This is a genomic window from Photorhabdus sp. RM96S (assembly GCF_042879335.1).
GTDB classification, from domain to species: Bacteria; Pseudomonadota; Gammaproteobacteria; order Enterobacterales; family Enterobacteriaceae; genus Photorhabdus; species Photorhabdus kayaii.
In genome coordinates this window covers 54520-75577 of the sequence record NZ_JBHFKT010000004.1, presented here as the reverse complement: position 1 = coordinate 75577, position 21058 = coordinate 54520, and the positions used below count along the sequence as shown (strand labels likewise).

Here is a 21058-nt window from a genome sequence, read left to right as displayed (position 1 = left end):
AGATTATCTAAATAAGGGAGTATGAAATACTTTAATATTGGGATAACTAGAAAATTCCTGTAAATAGTAAGCAGCGCTAACTGGCTCCATAAAATGCCAGTGAGAACTTGGAATGCCGTTCAATGAAGTACACACGGCTTGTTGTCGCCTTCCTTGATCTTTCATAGGCTCACTTCCTGTCCACCATCCCATCGGTTCTCCATTCCTAAAAAACTGATCATACTTAGCTTTGGATTCCAGAAACAGGCACCATTCCGGGCGCCAACCATCAAAACTCACGCCTAAGCATTCCCAAACTTGTATAAGTTTGGCGTCCGGTTTGTAAACGGTTTTAGCTATCTGGAGTTGATAATCTAGGGTAACCTGCGAATATGAACTGGTACTCTCCCAGCTAGAACTTACTTTCTCAGTGGCTGGACACACCTTGCATTCTTCCCTTGCTGTACTGATTTCATCTGTTTGGGCTAGCGATTCCTCTTTTTCATCCTCTTTTGTCATCTCCTCAACACCGAGGCCAACACCAACGCCAACTAATATGCCCGTAAGGGCTGATGCTGCATATTCAGCCGCAGTCAGGGCGACCGGAACTACCAGAGGTAAAGGCATGTTAATTGCTCCTTTTCAACAAGTTATCTATTATTCTCAAGATATCTTTGTATTGTTGTTCCGGGTTTTCCCCTGCTTCAAGGGCATTTTTGATTTCTGGTACACCGTGGAAGTCACGATTAAATGCTGTTAAATAAAGGTATGATTTAATCAGCTTTTTATCTTTAAAGCCCAGGTCTTCGATTAAATACCGATAGGCTTCTTTAAGTCGCTTATGCAAATTTTTCTCATCCTCATGCACAACCAAATCGGCATGTTCTGACAAAATGCATTGCCTGATTTTTTCAATATAAGTATTGTCCTCTATATCAATAATTTTATCGAATTGTTCCTGAGTCAGTATAATCATGGCATCACCCCTTAACTCATAAGCTACTATTATCTATATTGGGTCTTCTATCTGTGTTAAATTCAGACGAAATGATCTCAATGGAAGCAATCATACTGTTTTTTAATCAATTAAGGCAATAAAATCATTCGACGTTGAAAAGAGCCAATAACGATTGGCTTCATGAAAAATGAAGTTTGTGTATGTACTTCATGTCTACATTGAGAATGCGGTGAAGGGGAAAATAACCTTATTTATGCGCAGATTATTTGTAGCGCATTTAAGGTTCGGGTATACTGCTTTCCCGTCTTGGTTATATCCATCATCTTTTAAACCTAAACTTTCAGGTTCAGCATGAAAACTAATTATATTTTTGTGACCGGCGGGGTCGTATCCTCTCTGGGTAAAGGCATTGCCGCAGCCTCTTTGGCGGCTATACTCGAAGCCCGTGGACTCAATGTCACGATTATGAAACTGGACCCGTACATCAATGTCGATCCAGGTACGATGAGCCCAATCCAACACGGGGAGGTTTTCGTTACCGAAGACGGTGCTGAAACTGATCTCGATTTAGGTCACTATGAGCGTTTCATCCGCACTAAAATGACTCGTCGCAATAACTTCACCACGGGTCGGGTTTATTCCGAAGTTTTGCGTAAAGAGCGCCGTGGCGACTATCTTGGCGCGACGGTTCAAGTCATTCCTCACATCACCAATGAAATTAAGGATCGCATCATCAGTGGTGGTGAAGGTCATGACGTGGTACTGGTGGAAGTTGGTGGTACTGTCGGTGATATCGAATCCTTGCCATTCCTCGAAGCCATTCGTCAAATGGCAGTAGAAGTTGGTCGTGAACACACTTTATATCTACATCTGACACTGGTGCCTTATCTGGCAGCGGCTGGCGAAGTCAAAACTAAGCCGACTCAGCACTCGGTAAAAGAGCTGCTTTCTATCGGTATTCAACCGGATATTCTGATTTGTCGTTCAGATCGCGTCATTCCGGCTAATGAGCGGGCAAAAATTGCTCTTTTCTGTAATGTGCCGGAGAAAGCGGTTATCTCCCTAAAAGACGTTGATTCCATTTATAAAATCCCAGGGCTATTGAAATCTCAAGGCTTAGATGATTATATTTGTAAACGATTCAGCCTCGATTGCCCGGAAGCAAATTTGTCAGAATGGGAACAAGTCATTTACGAAGAAGCTAACCCTTCCGGTGAAGTCACTATTGGGATGGTGGGTAAATACGTTGAACTGCCCGATGCGTACAAATCCGTGATTGAGGCATTGAAGCACGGTGGATTGAAAAATCGTCTAACGGTGAATATCAAGCTAATTGATTCCCAAGATGTTGAAACCCGTGGCGTTGAATTATTGAAGGGGTTGGATGCGATTCTGGTGCCTGGTGGTTTTGGTGGTCGTGGTGTGGAAGGCAAAATCATGACAGCCCGTTATGCGCGTGAGAACAAAATTCCTTATCTGGGGATCTGTCTCGGCATGCAGGTAGCATTGATTGAGTTTTCTCGTCATGTTGCGGGTTTGGAAAAAGCCAGCTCAACAGAATTTGAACCTGATTGCCGGTTTCCGGTTATTGGTCTGATCACTGAATGGCGAGATGAAGACGGTAATTTAGAAGTGCGTAGCGAAGAGAGTGATCTTGGTGGAACGATGCGTGTGGGTGGTCAGCCATGCCACCTGACAAAAGAGAGTTTAGTGCGCACCTTGTATGGGGCAGATACGATTGTTGAACGTCATCGGCATCGTTATGAAGTGAATAACTTATTGTTGAAACGTATTGAAGATGCGGGTCTGCGGGTAGCGGGTCGTTCAGTGGACAATAAGCTCGTAGAAATTATTGAGATTCCAGAGCATCCTTGGTTCGTGGCTTGTCAGTTCCACCCAGAATTTACTTCCACTCCTCGTGATGGTCATCCGTTATTTGCTGGTTTTATTAAAGCCGCCGGTAAATATCAGAAAGGCCAGCTCAAATAAGATGTGCAGTGAGTGGCGGTATGACGTGTTCCGTCACTTACCTGAAATGTAACTTGTACTGAGGAAAACCTAATGTCCAAAATCGTTAAAGTGATCGGTCGTGAAATCATTGACTCCCGTGGTAACCCAACCGTAGAAGCAGAAGTGCATCTGGAAGGGGGGTTTGTGGGTTTAGCGGCTGCACCCTCTGGTGCATCTACCGGTTCCCGTGAAGCGTTGGAACTGCGTGACGGTGACAAATCCCGTTTTATGGGTAAAGGTGTACTGAAAGCTGTTGATGCAGTAAATGGCTCGATTGCACAGGCAGTTATCGGTCAGGATGCTAAAGATCAGGCTAACATCGACAGGATCATGATCGACCTGGATGGTACTGAAAATAAATCTCAATTTGGTGCTAATGCGATTCTGGCGGTTTCTCTGGCTAACGCTAAAGCCGCAGCAGCAGCGAAAGGCATGCCGTTGTACGAGCACATTGCTGAATTGAATGGCACTCCGGGTAAATTTTCTATGCCGTTGCCGATGATGAACATCATCAATGGTGGTGAGCACGCGGATAACAACGTTGATATCCAGGAATTTATGATTCAACCGATTGGAGCAAAAACGCTGAAAGAGGCGGTTCGTATCGGTTCTGAAGTTTTCCATAACTTGGCTAAAGTTCTGAAAGCAAAAGGCATGAGTACTGCGGTTGGTGACGAAGGGGGCTATGCGCCTAACCTGGAATCTAACGCGGCTGCACTGGCTGCTATTAAAGAAGCGGTAGAACAAGCGGGTTATGTTCTGGGCAAAGATGTCACTTTGGCTATGGATTGTGCTGCTTCTGAATTCTACAACCCAGAAACCGGTAATTACGAACTGAAAGGTGAAGGTAAAACTTTCACTTCTCAAGAGTTCACTCATTACCTCGAAGATTTGACCAGAAAATATCCGATTGTTTCTATTGAAGATGGCTTGAATGAATCTGACTGGGAAGGCTTCGCTTACCAGACAAAAGTGCTGGGCGAAAAAATCCAGTTGGTTGGTGATGACCTGTTTGTTACCAATACTAAGATCCTGAAAGAAGGTATTGAGAAAGGCATTGCTAACTCCATTTTGATTAAATTCAACCAGATTGGTTCTCTCACTGAAACACTGGCAGCGATTAAAATGGCAAAAGACGCAGGTTACACGGCGGTAATTTCTCATCGTTCTGGTGAAACTGAAGATGCGACTATTGCTGATCTGGCAGTAGGTACCGCGGCAGGTCAAATCAAAACCGGTTCTATGAGTCGCTCTGATCGCGTTGCTAAATACAATCAGTTGATCCGTATTGAAGAAGCTTTGGGTAACCGCGCTCCTTTCTATGGCCTGAAAGAAGTAAAAGGTCAGGCTTAATAGGTAATTAATTAAGTATTAGAATTAAACAGGAGGGGTAAAACCCTCCTCAGATAATTGGCTACCAAGTCATATTTATAATCTTTTGACGTGTGGCTACAAAAAGGCTACGGTGTTCTAATCAAACACACAGGGGAGCATTTACTATGACTGATACTGTTGTCAGAGCCAGGGTGTCACCAGCCTGCAAAGCGGCGGCAATGGCAAATGCCAAAGCACTTGGGCTCGATTTATCTACCGTTATACGTATGGTTATTAATCGATTAGCCGCAGAAGGTCGGCTACCGGATGGGTTGCTGCAACCGAATAGCGAGACGTTACAGGCAATTCATGATCTAGAGAACGGGATAGGTGTTCACCGTTCCAACACGCTTGATGAATTAAAAAGTGATTTAGGTTGGTAACAGTGCTGATTTTCGTTTATCAGAGCCGATTTAAAAGGGATGCCAAAAAGTACGTTAACAATAAAAAAGCGCAAGAAATCATTATGAAAACTCTTGCGCTTTTGCAAACCGGCCAGCCATTACCACCGAAGTACAAAGAACACCGTCTGAGCGGTAACTATATTGGTTATTTGGAATGTCATGAAGCACCGGATTTACTACTGATTTATCGACGTACGGACACTGAATTGATCTTGTATCGAGTTGGTAGCCATGCTGATTTATTCGGATAGTAAGAGGATAACTGATGGATTTTTAAATATGTTTGTTGAGCGGAGAGCTAGCTGTGATTCGAAGAGAAAGAATTAAGTTGAGCTGTGTGTAATAGGTTGATGTTTGAGCATGACAAACCTGAAATAATTTTATTCTTCCAAATGAAAGGCTAAAACCCTCCTTCATAAGGGTAATAGCCTGATAACTTCTACAACGTCAATTTTTGAGTTTTCCTGAGGCAGTCGGTCGGTGCAGCCATGTTTTCACATATGAAACTTTTCGCCGATGGCTTAATAGCGAGAATCCCCCCTTTAATGTTGCTGAGAAGATTTACCTTGATATAACGGATTTTAGTTAGCTGTCTCAACAACAGTTCGGACATATCCATACTTGGCAATTAGAGCCTTGTATTGGTGTGACAGAATTACCCGGTAAGCTGAGAGCTAAATGATGTCCGATGGTCGGGCTCAGAGCCTCGACTGCAAGGTTAAAAAGAAAAAAACATTTAAACAAGACGAAGATCTATTTTTTAATAGAAAAGACACGCTAACCTTTAGTCAGAACTCAGAACTCAGAACTCAGAACTCAGAACTCAGCTTTTTTATGGCAATTATACTTTTGCTTGATATCAGACATATTTATTTCATAACCGGGGTCGCAAGAGAAAAAGATATTTAACGTACGTGAAATTATAAAGATCGCCTTATTTTCCATTCGTTATATTGACCACTCTTTATAGAACTTCCCCGATCTAAAAATTAATGGATTTTTGCGGTCATCCTTATACGTACGATCCATCTTGGAAAAGGATATTGATGAAAATGAATCAGCGAGAAACTAACGTAAGCATATTGGCAGGGAATTCACGAGTTTATCTCAATAAGGATAGCGAGATAGTTGTCGAGGCTCAGTTGAAAGCCTTTGAGGCTGCTCTGATGTTCGCCAAACGAAGCCAAGATGAATGTGGTCAATTACCGAGGATATCCGTGGCGTTCGATCATCATGGGATATTCCGCCTCCAGTTCCTGATAAATAATCTCACTAATTCTCAAAAACGGAACCCTCGTCTGAGTCATCTCCACGCCTCGATCAGGAATATCTTCTTGCCCGTAGCAGAAAAATATCAGATTCCGCTCAGTGAGATACGTGTTATTCACGAAGATTCAGCCAGGCAGCACCTTGTCCACATCCTAGCCTCTGGAGAAATACCCGAAATCATCACACGGCGGATGGTGTCCAAAAACCTCGCTGACGGCAAACCACCGACATCAGATGCTGCTTACGAAGAGCCGACTCAGAAACTCACCTGTGCAGCAATTACGAAGGAGTACTTTGAGAAAGCTGCCGGTGATCACAAAGGCTCAGATACTATTCTGGAGGTGTTCTTTGAGGATTGCGCTTGGTCGAGAGCTTTGGCCTATGTGCGTGGGCTGCAACTCAGTCATATGCTCGGTGTTTCAACCGCCATTCGTCTTAATCTTGTTAATGAAGAGGGGGAGGTGAGTCAAGGTGATGTAATTACTGCCTAGCAGATATATACCCGTTATCTTTCAGGTTGCCTCTTTGTTGGCTGCATTCACTCTGGTTACATAGTTCTCTATGCTCCCGGGGATTCGTTTCCTTGCCGCCGCGATGCATCTTGAAATCCATAGGGTATAGATATAGTCAAGATAATAAAAAAATAATTTCATCTTCGTTTGTTAGTGGGGGAAATAAATTATGTACAACTTAACCCGGCCGATATATTTGGATAACAATGCTACAACGCCATTAGATCCCGACGTGCTTCAAACTATGATGCCCTATTTTACCAGCGCTTATGGAAATGCTGCCAGTAATCACCATGCATTTGGGTGGAAAGCTATGGAAGCTGTTGATAATGCAAGAAAATTGATATCAACATCGATAAATGCGACGAGTCATTCCGATATTATATTCACGTCGGGTTCCACCGAGTCGAACAATCTTGCAATCGCGGGCCTTCAACATCGGGGCAAAAGGGGGCATGTCATCACATCGACAATTGAGCATAAGGCTGTCCTTGATTGTTGTAGTAGGCTCGAAGCAATGGGAACGGAGGTGACCTACTTACCGCCGCAAAGCGACGGCATCGTATCCCCAGATTTAATATCTCGTGCAATAAGAGATGATACCTATCTCGTTTCGATTATGGCCGCCAACAACGAGATTGGTTCAATACAAAAAATTGAAGAGATAGGCGCGATCTGTAAGGAACATGACATTCCTCTTCATACCGATGCCACGCAAGCGCTCGGCAAAATAAAATTTGATGTACAGCGCATGAATATCAGCCTTGCCTCATTTTCTGCGCACAAAATATATGGACCAAAGGGGGTCGGTGCACTTTATATCGATTCACGTAATAAGAATATAACACTCGCTCCTCTCATCGTTGGTGGGGGACATGAGCGAGGCTTACGCTCTGGAACTCTTAACGTCCCGGGGATAGTAGGCTTCGGGCGGGCCGTCGAACTGTCGGTTAAAAACTTGCCTGATGAGTCGATGAGGTTACGTTATTTACGGGATTTACTTCGCTCGTATATTATCGAGAATGTGGTTGACGTTCGGATAAACGGTCATCTTACCGAATGCCTTCCCGGTCTGTTAAATGTCTCCTTCAACGGTTTGGATGCTGATTCGCTTTTGCTGGAGCTTTCCGAAGTTGCGTTGTCCTCTGGGTCTGCATGCACATCCGCTAACAGGGCACCGTCACATGTACTGAAGGCAATAGGCGTCAGTGATGCACAGGCTCAAGCCAGTGTGCGCTTCGGGTTAGGAAGATTTAATAATGAAGACGAGATACGCTATGTTTGTCTCCGTCTGGAAAAAGCGGTGAATAAACTGAGGTCGATGGTGCCAAAGCCATTCGGCGTCCTGTAATAATTAAGATGGAGTTTGACTTATGCGAACAATGTCGGCACTTTTTCTCCTGTTCGGAACCCTGTTCACTGCGGGGGGATATGGTGCCACCTTTCTTATTTCCGCGTATTTTCGCTCACAAGGGGGGAGTGACATTGACACTGGGACGACCCTTAGCGTGGCCTTGGTCGGCACTTTGATTGGCGTTCCTTTGGTTGGATGGTTTGCCGGGCAACTGGAAGCATCACGCCTTGCAGCCCTCGCGGCGCTGGCGATGTCTTGTGGTTATTTTCTTTTAGGGGGTTTCAGCGGTGAACTGAGTTACATCCCGCGTATCGCAGCATTTTTGATTGGACTTGGTTGGGGAATGTTCTATATCAGTGGGCCTATGGCGTTGTCAGAGCGTGTCACTGATGCTGACAGGGGCCACTGGTTTACCCGTTTCAGCGCGTTTCAAATGGCTGGAATTTGCGGCAGTCCCATCCTCCTCGCCGCCGCGGTTGAACAGGCAGGAGTGCCCATACAAACAACGTTTCTCTTTGTTGGCGTCATTGGCATCCTCGCCTCACTACTTCTGGCGACCTTTGGGATCAGGGAACCGCATGGTCAACGGGAGTTATCACTGAGACCTTGGGTGAGAAAAATAACCAAGATTGCTGCCAGCAGTGCGATCCGTCCTATTGTGATGGTAGGTCTGGGAGGCTGCGTATTCTCTGGAATGATGTCGTTCCAAAGTTCGTTGGTTGAAGGGACTCAAGCAAATGCAAGTACATTCTTTGCTGTACATGCAGCGACTGTGGTTGTGTCGCGGCTTTTGTTAGCCCGGCGTTTATCGATGATGCCCCGTATCCCATTGGTCATCGCGCTGATGTTATTCTTAATCATGGGCATTCTGGCCCTGTTAGGCATACCAGTTAACCCCATGTTCCAGGTTTTGGCGGCCATGTTAACGGGAATAGGCTATGGATTGGTGTATCCCGTTATTCAAACATGGGCAGTAAACGATTCTGCGCTTGAGAATCGTCACGCTGCCCTCACTTGGTTCGTTGTCGCCTACTTTGTGGGGATATTTGGATTTCCTGCAATAGGTGGATGGATATTAGTGGGTGCGGGCAAGACCTTGTTTATCCTCACTCTAGCTGCAATAGCTTCTCTTGAACTTGGGGTGGCGTTATTGGGAGGGAGATGGTTTTGCCGCATTAAGGATAGGTTAACGGCACAGAATGAAGCACGTTAACAGTCATTCAGCCAGTCGATAATTATCGACTGGCTGATTTGCCGTTGCACAAGTAACTTTTCGATGGACATAAAGTATTTAATGGGTGTTATTCCTCGTAATTGAAGCGCTTTTTTAGGGCATTCATTAATGTATTTAATGCAGCTTCCAACATTTCCCAAAATAACTAAACTTTTTAAATATTCGAGTATTCATAAAAGAACATTTATTAACGATTAAAATTCATTTATGACTTTTAATCGTTAGATATAATATTTTCTTATTCGGAGAATATTTGGCTGTACTTAGCGGGATTTAACGTTTTAGTACAGTTATTTTTTAGTATTCCGCACCAGTGCGGACTCAGGGGAAAAGCTGTAACAATATATACCCTATGGATTTCAAGATACATCGCGACGGCAAGGGAGCGAATCCCCGGGAGCATAGATAACTATGTGACCGGGGTGAGCGAGTGCAGCCAACAAAGAGGCAACTTGAAAGATAACGGGTATAAAAATATAAATTTGAAGAAAGTATGAATATAGCACCTTGAATAACCAAACTGAAAGGAGAATAAGGAATGATTGTAAAAAACGACTGGCACCCGGCTGATATTATTGCAGGGCTTAAAAAACGGGGAACGTCGTTAGCTGCTGTTTCAAGGGATGCGGGGCTTGCATCATCCACTTTATCAAATGCTTTGCATCGTCCGTGGCCTAAAGGTGAGAAACTCATTGCTACCGCTCTAAATTGTGAGCCTTTTGAAATATGGCCAAGCAGATATTCAAAATGAATTAAAATAAACTTCTCGAAAAAAAGTCAATGAGAAGAGATTAAGTACCTGAAACTTTTCTAGTGTTTTGTGGAAAGTTTCAGGTATGATTAAAATGGAGTGATTAACTCCCTGCCTTGATGTTTGTCATAATTAATTTTTCTGTATAAATTATTTAATCTTTTGTACTGTGCTGACATTCCTCTCTATATTTCTGTTGATTTCACGGATCGCCAGATAGGCGTAATATTACAAAAGCGGGTAAACCAAAAATTTTTTTGGAAGTGGGTAGGATTCTGCTTGGCAGAACCCTAATGGAACAGTGACGGAGTGGTTCATTGTTATGCCAGAGTTATATAGGGATTCGTGTTAATAAATCGGGTAGGAGCATAGTTATCATACCCCTTACCCCTGCAATATTCTTTTAACTGGCTTAATGAATTTATCCCTATTTTCTGATAAATGATATGTAGCCTGCTTTGTACCGTTCTATAGGTAATACTTAATTTTCTGGCAATATCTTTAGCGCTTAGTGATTGTAATGCAAAAAATACTATATCGAACTCTCTGTCGGTAAATAAATCAGTTGGTTTGCCAAAAGTTAATGAGTCAGGGTGCCTGTTGTTTTCAAAATGGTACATGGAATAAATTTCAAGTTTTTTACCGTGCCCAACAATGCCAATGCATTTTCCGTCCTTCATTAGAGGAGTAATATTGACTAGTAGTGGTTGGATTATTTTTTGTCTTCCGCCATAAGTGAAAGTGTTTAGTACCGGAATGGTTTTTTGACTCGTCATTACGTTTCTATCATTAGCTTGTATAACATCTACAAAATCAACCCACGGTCCTGGACATTCAATATCAAGCCTACCTTCCATATTAAAACCTTTGGGTAGGTTGCAGTAATAATGTGTAACATCATTAGCATAAACGAATCGAGATTCGCTATCTTTTATGATCCAAAAATCGTTGCTGTTTTCCATATATGATATGAAAGCATCAAAGCTTTTTGAATGAACATCCAGATCTTTATTTACAGAGAAACTCATAGTGTTATCTTTCATAATTTCACCTATATGATTAAACGGTAAAACTGGAATAATTTCCATGTAAGGTTATCACTTTTGCGACACAATGGATAATTATATTTATGAGTTTTTGGCACCTATTTGGTGCGGATGATTTTACAGAGGAGCAGTTTCTATAATCACCTTCAATATGCTAATATTCTATATTGTGTAAAATTTTTATTAGTAATTATGTTCTTAATGAATAATTGCAATATGCTGGATGGAATGTGAGAGAAACAAGGCTTAAGGTTCTGCCAAGCAGAACCCTAATAGCATAATGACGATAACGGTGTGGTTCATTGTTATACTAGAGGTATATAGGGATTAGGGTTAATAAATCGGGTAGGAGCGTAGTTATCATATCCCTTACCCCTGCAATATTCTTTTAACTGGCTTAATGAATTTATCCCTATTTTTTGGTAAATAAATTGTAACCTACTTTGTACCGTTCTATAGGTGATACCTAATTTTCTAGCTATGTCTTTAGCGCTTAGCGATTGCAATGCAAAAAATACTATATCGAACTCTCTGTCGGTAAATAAATCAGTTGGTTTGCCAAAAGTTAATGAGTCAGGGTGAATGTTGTTTTCAAAGTGATACATGGAATAAATTTCAAGTTTTTTACCGTGACCGACAACTCCAATACATTTTCCATCCTTTATTAAGGGGGTCACATTGAGCATGAATGGCTGGATTATTTTTTGTCTTCCGCCATAAGTGAAAGTGTTTAGTACCGGAATGGTTTTTTGACTCGTCATTACGTTTTTATCATTAGCTTGTATAACATCTTCAAACTCAGCCCACGGTGCTGGACATTCACTATCAAGCTTGCCTTCTATGTTAAAACCCTTAGGGAGGCCGCTGTAATAAAGCATAATATCATTCGCATAGACGAATCGAGATTCGTTGTCTTTTATGATCCAAAAGTCGTTGCTGTTTTCCATGTATGAAATGAAGGCGTCAAAGCTTTTTGAATGAACATCCAAATCTTTGTTTACAGAGAAACTCATAGTGTTATCTTTCATAATTTCACCTATTATAATTGAACTGTAAAACTGTGATAACCTCCATGTGAGGTATCCCGTAAAATCACCCTTCGCGCTGCTGAGTGAGTTTTGGCAGGAGCATAAGGTTCTGCTTGGCAGAACCCTAATGGCATAGTGATAATAACGATGTGGTTCATTGTTATGCCAGAGGTATAAAGGGATTAGGGTTAATAAATCGGGTAGGAGCATAGTTATTATATCCTTTACCCCTGCAATATTCTTTTAACTGGCTTAATGAATTTATCCCTATTTTCTGGTAAATGACATGTAGCCTGCTTTGTACCGTTCTATAGGTAATACTTAATTTTCTCGCTATATCTTTAGCGCTTAATGATTGCAAAGCAAAAAATACTATATCGAATTCTCTATCTGTAAAAATCTCAGTTGGGTTGCCAAATGATAATGATTCAGGATGCCTGTTGTTTTCAAAATGATACATGGAATAAATTTCAAGTTTTCTACCGTGCCCCACAACCCCAATACATTCTCCATCCTTCATTAGTGGTGTAACATCGACCAAAAATGGTTGGATTATTTTTTCTCTCCCGCCGTAAGTGAAGGTGTTTAATACCGGAATAGTCTTTTGAGTCGTCATTACATTGCCATCACTAGCATGTACAATATCTTCAAGCTCAGACCACGGAGCTGGACACTCACTAACAAGCCTCCCTTCTATGCTAAAACCCTTAGGAAGACCGCTGTAATAAAGCATAGTATCATTGGCATAGACGAATCGATGTTCGTTGTCTTTTATAGCCCAAAAATCGTTGCTGTTTTCCATATATGAGATGAAGGCATCAAAGCTTTTTGAATGAACATCCAGATCTTTATTCACAGAGAAACTCATAGTTTTATCTTTCATAATTTCACCCATCATGATTAAACTGTAAAACTGTAAAACTGTAAAACTGTAAAACTGTAAAACTGTAAAACTGTAAAACTGTAAAACTGTAAAACTGTAAAACTGTAAAACTGTAAAACTGTAAAACTGTAAAAACTTCGATGTAAGGTTATCACTTTTACGACGCAATGAGTAATTATTTTTTTAATGAAGAATTACAATATGGAATGTGAAAAAATTCGCTGTTCATGTAATTGGTTTAATTAAGTGTGAAAATCTGACGTGTGTATTGATTTTCGCTCTTGTTTATAACCGAGCAGTAAAATAATTTTATAGCTCGTGGTCCTATTCTCTTAGGTTAAATAATGTGGATGATCGCTTTTAGTGCCATTTGAAAGATAACGGGTATAGACAGCATTAATCTAATAACAGAAGTCAAAACATTTAACAGGGTTAACCCGATTAGCTGCGAAAAAAGGAATAAAAAATTTTATTTAATCACATTAGAAATGATTAAAGGAATGAGGGGTGTTTTAAAATCATTAGCATACCTGTTACCCTCTTTAGTTTTAAATCTAAAAATATAAGAAGGAAAAACTAAGTGTTAGTTTAATGAAAACGGTTAAATTAAATATTATTCAGGAAACGAAAAAGACCATTGGGTTTTAAAAAACGGTTAAAACTTTGTACGATTAAAACCAGAAATTTAAATAGTAGCTTTTAATAACAATTTAAAACCTACCATCATAAAGCTATCGGTGAAAAATGAAAAAAATAGCATTGTTAATGTTTAAATACCCGTCAAATCTATAACCTTTCTGGTAAATTAATTCGCCAGATTTTTAATCATCGTTGATACGAAAACATCCCCCTAGTTTTTTAAATGGGTTTGTCAATAGCTTGGAAGAGGGAAAGTTCTCCTGTTTTTGTGCCCAAAAAACTTTCATAAAACATAGCAATTTCCTATACCTATAAAGATGTAATAATGTGATGTAACAACAAAAATTTGTATAAAATGCCATCTGTTATGATTTAATCGGCTAGTTATCGCGCTTTAGATCCCAAAATTTAAAGAACTGCATTTGCTTCCCAGAGAAGACTTCTTATATTCACACGCCTTGTATTTTTTTAACAATTGTAGCAATGGTGGATCAGATATCACCGGCGCTAATGGAGTCACCATGGATGTTTCTGAATCTTTAACCACAGCTATAAGGCCAAATTTTTCGAATAAAAAAGGCTTAATTATTCTGGCTGCTGATATCGCATTACTATTTATTCTACTTAATACGTTACCGTTTGGTGAAAAAGCTAATGCAGGTTTAGCACTAATGGTATTTGTTGGCGTGCTGTGGCTTACCGAAGCTATTCACGTCACTATTACTGCATTATGTATTCCAATTCTGGCCGTTGGTATGGGATTGATGAATACGGGAGATGCGCTGAAATCTTTTGCTAATCCCATCATCTTCCTGTTTTTTGGTGGCTTTGCTCTGGCAACTGCACTCCACATCCAAGGATTGGACAGACTGATTGCTAACCGTCTGCTGATGATTGCCCGTGGACGTTTGTCTGTAGCGGTGATGTTGTTGTTTGGTGTGACGGCGGGCCTTTCCATGTGGATCAGTAACACAGCGACTGCCGCGATGATGCTGCCATTAGTCTTGGGTATTTTGTCTAATCTGGATGCACGTTCTGAACGCCATACGTTTGTATTTGTGCTGTTGGGTGTAGCTTATAGTGCAAGTATCGGTGGCTTAGGTACTTTGGTGGGAAGCCCGCCAAACGCGATTGCAGCGGCGCAACTGGGTATCGATTTCTTCAATTGGATGAAGTTTGGGGTTCCGTTGGTGGTTATTCTGCTGCCAATGATGGTGGGTGTTATGTATCTGATGCTACGCCCGAATTTGAATCATAAATTCGACATGAAGCTGGAAAAACTGGATTGGACTGGCAAGCGTCTGATGACCATGCTGATCTTCCTATTAACCGTATTTTGCTGGATATTTAGCTCGGTTATCAGTTCTGCCTTAGGGGGAGTGAAAGATCTGGATACCATTATTGCTGTCAGTGCTGCTGTTCTGATTGGTATAACGGGGGTGGCGAGTTGGTCGCAGATTCAGAATAATACCGAGTGGGGTGTGTTGATACTGTTTGGCGGTGGTCTGACTTTAAGCGCTATTTTGAAAAACTCAGGTGCTAGTGAAATCATGGCGAATGGTATGGCCGCGACTTTTGGCGCAAGCCACTGGTTTGTGATTATTGTTGCGGTAGCTGCGTTTATTATCTTCCTGACTGAATTTACCAGTAATACAGCCAGCGCTGCTTTGCTAGTACCGATATTCGCAACCGTTGCGGAAGCGTTGGGGATGCCGGTAATGACGCTGACGCTTATTATCGGATTTGGGGCATCCTGTGCTTTTATGTTGCCGGTTGCCACACCACCTAATGCGATTGTTTTCAGCTCCGGTCATATTAAACAGACTGAAATGGTCAGAGTGGGTATGGTGCTAAATATTGCCAGTATCGCTATCATCTCTCTGTTTGCTTGGTTATTCTGGCTGTAACTGAAAATTTACTCATGTCCCTCTGGATACAATAACTATTCAATATCCCCATCAAATATATGGTGGGGAAATAAAGCCAGAGGGCGAAGATTCATAGAGAAGGATTTGCCGAGCGCGTCAGCCAGCAATCTAATATTGTCAATGTAAGACCGATGACCAATCCGACGAATAGCACGGCCATTGCTGTGCTTGAACTTCCTGCGACTAACCCGATAGTGGCTAATGGCACTAAGCACAAAATCCCCAGATTATTGAATGTTTCTGCAAAGGCCAGAACCATACCTTTATTAGGGCCTGCTCGTATTGCCAAAACGACGGTACTTTGCGGTGTTATTACCACTTTTCAATACAATATTGATGACATTAATATATATATTCTTTATTCTTTTATTAAAAACATCCTTCGTTTATTTTTAGGACCTTCTAATTTTAAAATATTAAAAAACATATCAACCAATCAATTTGAAAAAAACTTTAGTTATTGGCAGGTTTTATTTCAAATATATAAAATGTTGGCCCCGTTATTTTTAGGTTTTGTTCTCATTTATTACTCAACAAAACAGATTCTTATTTTAATATCAATCCTTTATTTTATTTCAGCAGTCTTATATATTTTTGTTTCAGAACCGTTGATCAATGTTAATCGCAAAAAAAACAAGATATCACTAATTAATTACTTTAATATAATGAAAGACAATAAAATATTGTTTTCATTTATTGTTATTTCCACTTTATACCCTATGGATTTCAAGATGCATCGCGACGGCAAGGGAGTGAATCCCCGGGAGCATAGGTAACTATGTGACCGGGGTGAACGAGTGCAGCCAACAAAGAGGCAACTTGAAAGATAACGGGTATAACTTGTTTTGGCTATCTATCAGATAGCTTAATAGCTCTTAGCTTTATGGAGCAGGGATTAAATGGCAGCTATTATAGTTTTGCTATGTGTCTTTCTGGTGTTTCAGGTGTTTTAATTGGTTTAGTATTTGGAAAGTATAGGATTAACATATCTTTAAATATTATGTTATTTTCATTCTTTTTGTGGGGAACAGGGTATCTTTTAATAGGAATAACAAATCAATTTAACAATTTATTTCCTGATAAAATCAATTTATTTTTTATATTTTTAGCAATGGCAATAATAGGAATAGGATCGTCTATGAATAATATTATTGTTACCATTTTTATGCAGAAATTCGCAACTAATGATAACTCGGCTAAAATATTTGGCTTAACGTCAATTTCTGTTGGTTTTTCCATGTTTATTGGCCCTTTGATAGGTTCCACTATATCTTATCTTTTTTCCATAAGCATCGTTTTTTTCACAACATTTATAGGTGTTTTTTCAACTATAATTGTGGTTATTTTAATAAATCGTAAATCCACGTCATGACACAGTTTTACCCTTTGATTATTGTGGGAACCCAGTGAACAAAAAACACAATTTTAGAAAGTCTAATTCCGACAATAGCAATTATTATTAAATTATTTCAAAAAATTTTATCTGAATTAGCTTTGAATCGATATGACAGATACTGATAATAAGGTATCTGTCAGCTCAGATCTGCGTTATAACCTTGATTTATTGTGCTAAGAGCCTATCTCAATAGGCGTAATTGTTGCAGGCCATTCTTATCAATGAACAGTGAACACGGACAGCGCGGAAAAACCGGAGCGTACACGTAGTACGTGAGGATTTTGAGCACTGCCCAGGTTCGCTCTTTATGGCAAAGAAGGGCAAATAAAATAGCCCTATTGAGATAGGCAGTAAGAATATCTACAAAGTGTCATTATCATCATCGTATGTTCGACTCGCTTCCTGGATAACAAACTCTTTAACGGATTGAACTTTGATGGGGCCGCTGGGACCATATTTGTAGACATTACCAGCCAGATCGCTAACTAAAAACATGACATACGACATTCTATCGCGTTGCCCATTTCTTTCTGTGCGAGCAACGCCATGTATATTGGCTCGAACATTCGGGGTTAAATTTTCTGTCAGCACTTCGATCGAACTACCAAAGTTAATTATTAGGTATCCTGGAACAGGATCAATAGCTAAAAGCTCATCATTTATATAGGCAAGAAGGCCACGTTCAGTTGATCTTAAAACTGTCACCCATCCTGAATCCCGATGAAATTTAGAGCCTCGGGTGGCTTTCTCTGATCGGAAGTGGTTAAACGATAACATCTGGTTTCTTAGCCCTTCTGAAATACCATTAGTAATGAGTTCCCAGTCACGACGAGGAATGCCAATATAAGTTAACACGGAACGTAGTACACATATACCGACGTGTGCCATATGGTGACCCAGTGTGGCGACCTCTGATGGCATGAGGTTCCAGTGTTCCCGTTCGAGGCGGAACTGTTCCCATTGATCATGTTCTCTGTTGAAATAACCTTCGTATTCGTTGGAAAAAGTATATGATTTGAATCCCGTATAGGGTCGAAGGTCACCTTCTGTGGCGGGTTCAAAGAAGTGGTATGCAAATCGATCACCATATTCAAAATCCATATATGGTGGTGCTTTCAGAAGGAAAAAACCATCCCGGAGGGCTCGATTAAAGCCGTCGTTGTCAGTAAAAATAAGATCATCTCCCTCTAGATAGGAGCGTGCCATGTCTGCTGATTTATATGTTTTTGAGGCTTCGCTTTCTGATGGCATTGGTGGTAGCTTGATTGGCGTTCGCATTGTTGATGATGTTGTCATAATGATAGTCCTTAGTTGTGGTAACAGAACTTTTGTTTATTTTTTTGTATCTCGGGAATGTATATTGCCGATATTACATTTGGTGCTTATTCTTATATTGTTTTCTTATAGTGTATTAATCTTTTTTTTTCGTTTTATTAGAATTTGGATAATTATATCAACAAGTTTATTGATTAAAATCCTAAGTAACTATTCGGCAAAGTAATTAATATTGGTCACTAACTATCCTAGCTGACTTTTTGAATATTACAAGAATTTGATGGCTTATATATGAAAAATAATGAAAATATAAATAGCGATAATAGAGTCATGTTTTTTTAATCGATTGTTAATATGAAAGTTTTATAAATTACTTGATGATGTTTTATTGCTTTTATTATTTGTTATTAAATGTGATAGTTTACCAATGATATTTTTATAACTCTCATTAAGTCCTGTAATTAATATTTTATCGTGATTATATTGTATACCCGTTATCTTTCAAGTTGCCTCTTTGTTGGCTGCGCTCTCTCACCCCGGTCACATAGTTATCTATGCTCCCGGGGATTCGCTCCCTTGCCGTCGCGATGCATCTTGAAATCCATAGGGTATATATTATTTAAATGCTATTGCTTAAATAGCATGTTTAACATCATGGCGATATTGATAATTAATCCGATTTTAATGGTTTAATATTATATTTATCAATTGGTTATGTGATTTTCATCGATTCGTTTTATTTTACTTAATAGGGGAAATGGCCCTAAGAGAGGGCCGTCTATTATATTTATTTAACAACAAATAGTTGCAGGAAAAGTTTTATGCTTCATCATAATATTCATTGATATAAAGCGTTAGTTCAATTCCTGGCTTGATATCTGTTGTTTTTATACCATCGTTCCAGTTCATTAAATCCTTAATGTTGATACCATGGCGTTTAGCAATACTGGCAATTGAGTCGCCTTGGCGTACACGGTAAATAATAGCATTGTCATTATTTACCCTTAATATTTGTCCAATTTTTAACAATCTGGCGGTTCTCAGATTATTCATGCGTTGCAATTCACGGGTGGAAACATTAAACCGCTTTGCAATAGCAGATAATGTATCACCTGAACGAACTTTATATTGGCTTTGTTTACTCAGTCGGCGGTTGTTTTTAGCAACTTCTTGACGAATATTGCTCAGAACTGTTTTATTTGCCAGCGAGTTTTTAAACTGATCAACTTTTGCCTTTGGCAGCATGATGTAATGTGGACCGTTCGGCGATGTCACTCCTCGCTTATACCCAGGGTTGTAGGCTTTAATTGATGTCAGGGACATGCCCGCCAGTTCTGCGGCTTGAGACAGCGTGATTTGTTGACCGACATCAACCTGATCAAGCGCCCGCTGATTATTGGATTTTGGCAGCGTAATGCCATATTTATCACTGTTACGGATGACATCACTGAGTGCCAGAACTTTAGGTACATAGAGCGAGGTCTCCCGTGGTAGTGATAATGACCAGAAATCCGTTGGCTTGCCTTTTACTTGGTTTTCTTTTATTGCGCGCATAACACGGCCTTCGCCGCTGTTATATGCAGCAATAGTCAATAACCAGTCACCATTGAACATTTTATTCAGGCGTTGTAACAGATTCAGGGCGGCAGTTGTTGATGCGGCAACATCCCGACGTGCGTCGTACCATTTATCCTGAGTAAGACCGTAATTGCGACCCGTATCCGGGATAATCTGCCACAGACCAGCGGCCTTAGCGTGTGAGGTAGCATGCGGGTTAAAAGCACTCTCCACTATGGGTACCAGTACCAGTTCCATCGGCATATCGCGCTGCTTGATCTGCCTGACTATCCAGTACATATACGGTTCAGCCCGTAAAGTTACATCGTGGAGATAGCTCTTGTTTTTCAGGTAATAATTTCGTTGTTCACGTACCCTGTAGTTATCAGGGATCTTCATCTTCAACTCATCACGGATGTATCCCCACAGCTCACGCTGAGCGCCAGAATCATCCTCTCCCCAGTAGGCAGCACGCTGATTGGTATCATCAGTTGCTATCTTGCCTGTCTTTAGACTCGTTGAAGACGAATTCTGTGCCCGTTGTCCGGCTGTCGTCGACCAATCAGGCCCTGATTGACAGCCAACCAGCAAGACAGATGCGAACAGAATCGCTTTTGTCTTCATAATTAATTTTTATGGTCGCTTAAAAGACGACCAATAATACTTATCTTGGTTTGATATAGCAACTCTCCAAATCAAAATTGATCTTTTTGTCTTCTTAGTTGACGGAAAACGGCGGAAAGCGGTTGAGTGTTGGGTGTAATTCCAATATTTCTTTGTAAATCAATATCATCACATTTTAAGAAAATATTGATTTTTTTCTCAGTTTGTAATGTGGTTGGTGTTGTTGGTTGATTATTTTCCCTCATTCTGATTACTTTTTGCTGATATTCGCTAATAGTCTGATTGGGTAAAACAGTATAAGCAAATTTCATATTAGAAACGGTATATTCATGGGCGCAACAGATCAGTGTATCATCGGGCAGCTCAGCTATTTTTCCGATAGATGTATACATCTGCTCAGCGGTGCCTTCAAAGAGACGTCCACAGCCACCAGAGAACAAGGTATCCCCACAAAAGAGATAAGGCGCTTGATAAAAAGCAATGTGCCCCAGAGTATGGCCTGGAACATCGATGATCTGGAAAGAAAAATGACCGAAATTGATGCTATCACCGCCACATACTATCATGGTGGCACCTTTGCTCTGGGTTTCTGCTGGGCCGTATACTAGTAGCTCAGGGAATTGATCAATAATTCCAGGGACGCCACCAACATGATCGTGATGATGATGGGTAAGTAAAATTGCATCGGGTATCCAGCCGCGAGATTCCAAGGTATCAAGAACCGGTTGTGATTCTGCCGGATCAACGATTACAACATGTCTATTCTCATCACAAAGTAACCAAATGTAATTATCTGAAAGGGCCGGAATGCTGATAAGCTCCATTGTATACCTCTTA

20 protein-coding genes are annotated in these 21058 nt (G+C 40.7%); 11 read left to right on the top strand and 9 right to left on the bottom strand.

The genetic code is table 11. The features are described 5' to 3' along the window. Positions 1 to 3: 3 nt before the first annotated feature. Together ACGF49_RS03550 and ACGF49_RS03545 are read right to left on the bottom strand one after the other, a co-directional pair. On the bottom strand, positions 4 to 606 hold the full coding sequence (locus tag ACGF49_RS03550; RefSeq protein WP_113042266.1) for a restriction endonuclease fold toxin 5 domain-containing protein: 603 nt from the start codon (positions 604 to 606) through the stop codon (positions 4 to 6). Between the two features lies 1 nt (position 607). Continuing rightward, positions 608 to 955 carry a hypothetical protein gene (locus tag ACGF49_RS03545; protein WP_113042265.1) on the bottom strand — a complete coding sequence of 116 codons (348 nt, stop codon included), beginning with the start codon at positions 953 to 955 and terminating at the stop codon, positions 608 to 610. A gap of 333 nt (positions 956 to 1288) precedes the next feature. On the opposite strand from ACGF49_RS03545, the gene pyrG reads away from it, so the two are divergent. From pyrG to ACGF49_RS03520, 5 genes are all read left to right on the top strand, one after another. Further along, positions 1289 to 2926 carry a glutamine hydrolyzing CTP synthase gene (gene pyrG, locus ACGF49_RS03540; RefSeq protein WP_113042264.1) on the top strand — a complete coding sequence of 546 codons (1638 nt, stop codon included), beginning with the start codon at positions 1289 to 1291 and terminating at the stop codon, positions 2924 to 2926. A 72-nt stretch (positions 2927 to 2998) separates the two neighbouring features. Beyond that, complete coding sequence (gene eno, locus ACGF49_RS03535) at positions 2999 to 4300, top strand: phosphopyruvate hydratase (RefSeq protein ID WP_112876847.1); 1302 nt, start codon at positions 2999 to 3001, stop codon at positions 4298 to 4300. A gap of 146 nt (positions 4301 to 4446) precedes the next feature. After that, positions 4447 to 4704: a type II toxin-antitoxin system RelB/DinJ family antitoxin gene (locus tag ACGF49_RS03530; protein WP_113042263.1), complete on the top strand. Its 258-nt coding sequence runs from the start codon at positions 4447 to 4449 to the stop codon at positions 4702 to 4704. A 2-nt stretch (positions 4705 to 4706) separates the two neighbouring features. Then, positions 4707 to 4976: a type II toxin-antitoxin system YafQ family toxin gene (locus tag ACGF49_RS03525; RefSeq protein ID WP_113026615.1), complete on the top strand. Its 270-nt coding sequence runs from the start codon at positions 4707 to 4709 to the stop codon at positions 4974 to 4976. An 801-nt stretch (positions 4977 to 5777) separates the two neighbouring features. Further along, the gene (locus ACGF49_RS03520; RefSeq protein ID WP_041380620.1) at positions 5778 to 6485 is read left to right on the top strand and encodes a hypothetical protein; all 708 of its coding nucleotides are present in this window, start codon (positions 5778 to 5780) and stop codon (positions 6483 to 6485) included. A 21-nt stretch (positions 6486 to 6506) separates the two neighbouring features. Here ACGF49_RS03520 and ACGF49_RS03515 read toward each other — a convergent pair whose 3' ends face one another. Next, complete coding sequence (locus tag ACGF49_RS03515; RefSeq protein ID WP_158536555.1) at positions 6507 to 6647, bottom strand: hypothetical protein; 141 nt, start codon at positions 6645 to 6647, stop codon at positions 6507 to 6509. A 28-nt stretch (positions 6648 to 6675) separates the two neighbouring features. On the opposite strand from ACGF49_RS03515, the gene ACGF49_RS03510 reads away from it, so the two are divergent. The 3 genes from ACGF49_RS03510 (at position 6676) to ACGF49_RS03500 (ending at position 9845) form a co-directional block, all read left to right on the top strand. After that, a complete protein-coding gene (locus tag ACGF49_RS03510; protein WP_113042261.1) occupies positions 6676 to 7857 on the top strand; it encodes a cysteine desulfurase family protein in 1182 nt (393 codons plus the stop codon). Between the two features lie 22 nt (positions 7858 to 7879). Then, a complete protein-coding gene (locus ACGF49_RS03505; RefSeq protein WP_011145281.1) occupies positions 7880 to 9073 on the top strand; it encodes an MFS transporter in 1194 nt (397 codons plus the stop codon). Between the two features lie 562 nt (positions 9074 to 9635). Continuing rightward, entirely contained in the window at positions 9636 to 9845 is a 210-nt protein-coding gene (locus ACGF49_RS03500; RefSeq protein ID WP_125026268.1) for a helix-turn-helix transcriptional regulator, read from the top strand. 320 nt (positions 9846 to 10165) lie between these two features. On the opposite strand, the gene ACGF49_RS03495 is transcribed toward ACGF49_RS03500, so the two are convergent. From ACGF49_RS03495 to ACGF49_RS03485, 3 genes are all read right to left on the bottom strand, one after another. Next, the gene (locus ACGF49_RS03495; RefSeq protein ID WP_113042260.1) at positions 10166 to 10888 is read right to left on the bottom strand and encodes a PAS and helix-turn-helix domain-containing protein; all 723 of its coding nucleotides are present in this window, start codon (positions 10886 to 10888) and stop codon (positions 10166 to 10168) included. A gap of 308 nt (positions 10889 to 11196) precedes the next feature. Further along, positions 11197 to 11919 (bottom strand): PAS and helix-turn-helix domain-containing protein, encoded by a 723-nt coding sequence (locus ACGF49_RS03490; RefSeq protein ID WP_262977733.1) that lies wholly within the window; start codon positions 11917 to 11919, stop codon positions 11197 to 11199. A 160-nt stretch (positions 11920 to 12079) separates the two neighbouring features. After that, positions 12080 to 12802 carry a helix-turn-helix transcriptional regulator gene (locus tag ACGF49_RS03485; protein ID WP_113042256.1) on the bottom strand — a complete coding sequence of 241 codons (723 nt, stop codon included), beginning with the start codon at positions 12800 to 12802 and terminating at the stop codon, positions 12080 to 12082. Between the two features lie 1160 nt (positions 12803 to 13962). Between ACGF49_RS03485 and ACGF49_RS03480 the strand changes: the two genes are divergently transcribed. From ACGF49_RS03480 to ACGF49_RS03470, 3 genes are all read left to right on the top strand, one after another. Next, positions 13963 to 15348 (top strand): DASS family sodium-coupled anion symporter, encoded by a 1386-nt coding sequence (locus tag ACGF49_RS03480; protein WP_271866708.1) that lies wholly within the window; start codon positions 13963 to 13965, stop codon positions 15346 to 15348. Between the two features lie 152 nt (positions 15349 to 15500). Beyond that, on the top strand, positions 15501 to 16145 hold the full coding sequence (locus tag ACGF49_RS03475) for a hypothetical protein (RefSeq protein ID WP_387489668.1): 645 nt from the start codon (positions 15501 to 15503) through the stop codon (positions 16143 to 16145). A gap of 107 nt (positions 16146 to 16252) precedes the next feature. Further along, positions 16253 to 16741: an MFS transporter gene (locus ACGF49_RS03470; protein WP_334223584.1), complete on the top strand. Its 489-nt coding sequence runs from the start codon at positions 16253 to 16255 to the stop codon at positions 16739 to 16741. A gap of 384 nt (positions 16742 to 17125) precedes the next feature. Here the strand turns inward: ACGF49_RS03470 and ACGF49_RS03465 are convergent, their stop codons facing one another. From ACGF49_RS03465 to gloB, 3 genes are all read right to left on the bottom strand, one after another. Next, on the bottom strand, positions 17126 to 18061 hold the full coding sequence (locus ACGF49_RS03465) for a 2OG-Fe(II) oxygenase family protein (RefSeq protein WP_228903254.1): 936 nt from the start codon (positions 18059 to 18061) through the stop codon (positions 17126 to 17128). Positions 18062 to 18859: 798 nt separating this feature from the next. Continuing rightward, positions 18860 to 20221, bottom strand: coding sequence for a murein transglycosylase D (gene mltD / locus ACGF49_RS03460; RefSeq protein WP_387489663.1), 1362 nt, complete (start codon positions 20219 to 20221; stop codon positions 18860 to 18862). Positions 20222 to 20292: 71 nt separating this feature from the next. Then, positions 20293 to 21045 carry a hydroxyacylglutathione hydrolase gene (gene gloB / locus ACGF49_RS03455; RefSeq protein WP_113042253.1) on the bottom strand — a complete coding sequence of 251 codons (753 nt, stop codon included), beginning with the start codon at positions 21043 to 21045 and terminating at the stop codon, positions 20293 to 20295. Positions 21046 to 21058 lie beyond the last annotated feature (13 nt).

Bases quoted from the DNA above. Each gene is read 5' to 3' on its own strand.
- ACGF49_RS03550 (WP_113042266.1), bottom strand. From the start codon at position 606: ATGCCTTTACCTCTGGTAGTTCCGGTCGCCCTGACTGCGGCTGAATAT.
- ACGF49_RS03545 (WP_113042265.1), bottom strand. From the start codon at position 955: ATGATTATACTGACTCAGGAACAATTCGATAAAATTATTGATATAGAG.
- pyrG (WP_113042264.1), top strand. From the start codon at position 1,289: ATGAAAACTAATTATATTTTTGTGACCGGCGGGGTCGTATCCTCTCTG.
- eno (WP_112876847.1), top strand. From the start codon at position 2,999: ATGTCCAAAATCGTTAAAGTGATCGGTCGTGAAATCATTGACTCCCGT.
- ACGF49_RS03530 (WP_113042263.1), top strand. From the start codon at position 4,447: ATGACTGATACTGTTGTCAGAGCCAGGGTGTCACCAGCCTGCAAAGCG.
- ACGF49_RS03520 (WP_041380620.1), top strand. From the start codon at position 5,778: ATGAATCAGCGAGAAACTAACGTAAGCATATTGGCAGGGAATTCACGA.
- ACGF49_RS03515 (WP_158536555.1), bottom strand. From the start codon at position 6,647: ATGAAATTATTTTTTTATTATCTTGACTATATCTATACCCTATGGATT.
- ACGF49_RS03510 (WP_113042261.1), top strand. From the start codon at position 6,676: ATGTACAACTTAACCCGGCCGATATATTTGGATAACAATGCTACAACG.
- ACGF49_RS03505 (WP_011145281.1), top strand. From the start codon at position 7,880: ATGCGAACAATGTCGGCACTTTTTCTCCTGTTCGGAACCCTGTTCACT.
- ACGF49_RS03495 (WP_113042260.1), bottom strand. From the start codon at position 10,888: ATGAAAGATAACACTATGAGTTTCTCTGTAAATAAAGATCTGGATGTT.
- ACGF49_RS03490 (WP_262977733.1), bottom strand. From the start codon at position 11,919: ATGAAAGATAACACTATGAGTTTCTCTGTAAACAAAGATTTGGATGTT.
- ACGF49_RS03485 (WP_113042256.1), bottom strand. From the start codon at position 12,802: ATGAAAGATAAAACTATGAGTTTCTCTGTGAATAAAGATCTGGATGTT.
- ACGF49_RS03480 (WP_271866708.1), top strand. From the start codon at position 13,963: ATGGATGTTTCTGAATCTTTAACCACAGCTATAAGGCCAAATTTTTCG.
- ACGF49_RS03475 (WP_387489668.1), top strand. From the start codon at position 15,501: ATGACCAATCCGACGAATAGCACGGCCATTGCTGTGCTTGAACTTCCT.
- ACGF49_RS03470 (WP_334223584.1), top strand. From the start codon at position 16,253: ATGGAGCAGGGATTAAATGGCAGCTATTATAGTTTTGCTATGTGTCTT.
- ACGF49_RS03465 (WP_228903254.1), bottom strand. From the start codon at position 18,061: ATGACAACATCATCAACAATGCGAACGCCAATCAAGCTACCACCAATG.
- mltD (WP_387489663.1), bottom strand. From the start codon at position 20,221: ATGAAGACAAAAGCGATTCTGTTCGCATCTGTCTTGCTGGTTGGCTGT.
- gloB (WP_113042253.1), bottom strand. From the start codon at position 21,045: ATGGAGCTTATCAGCATTCCGGCCCTTTCAGATAATTACATTTGGTTA.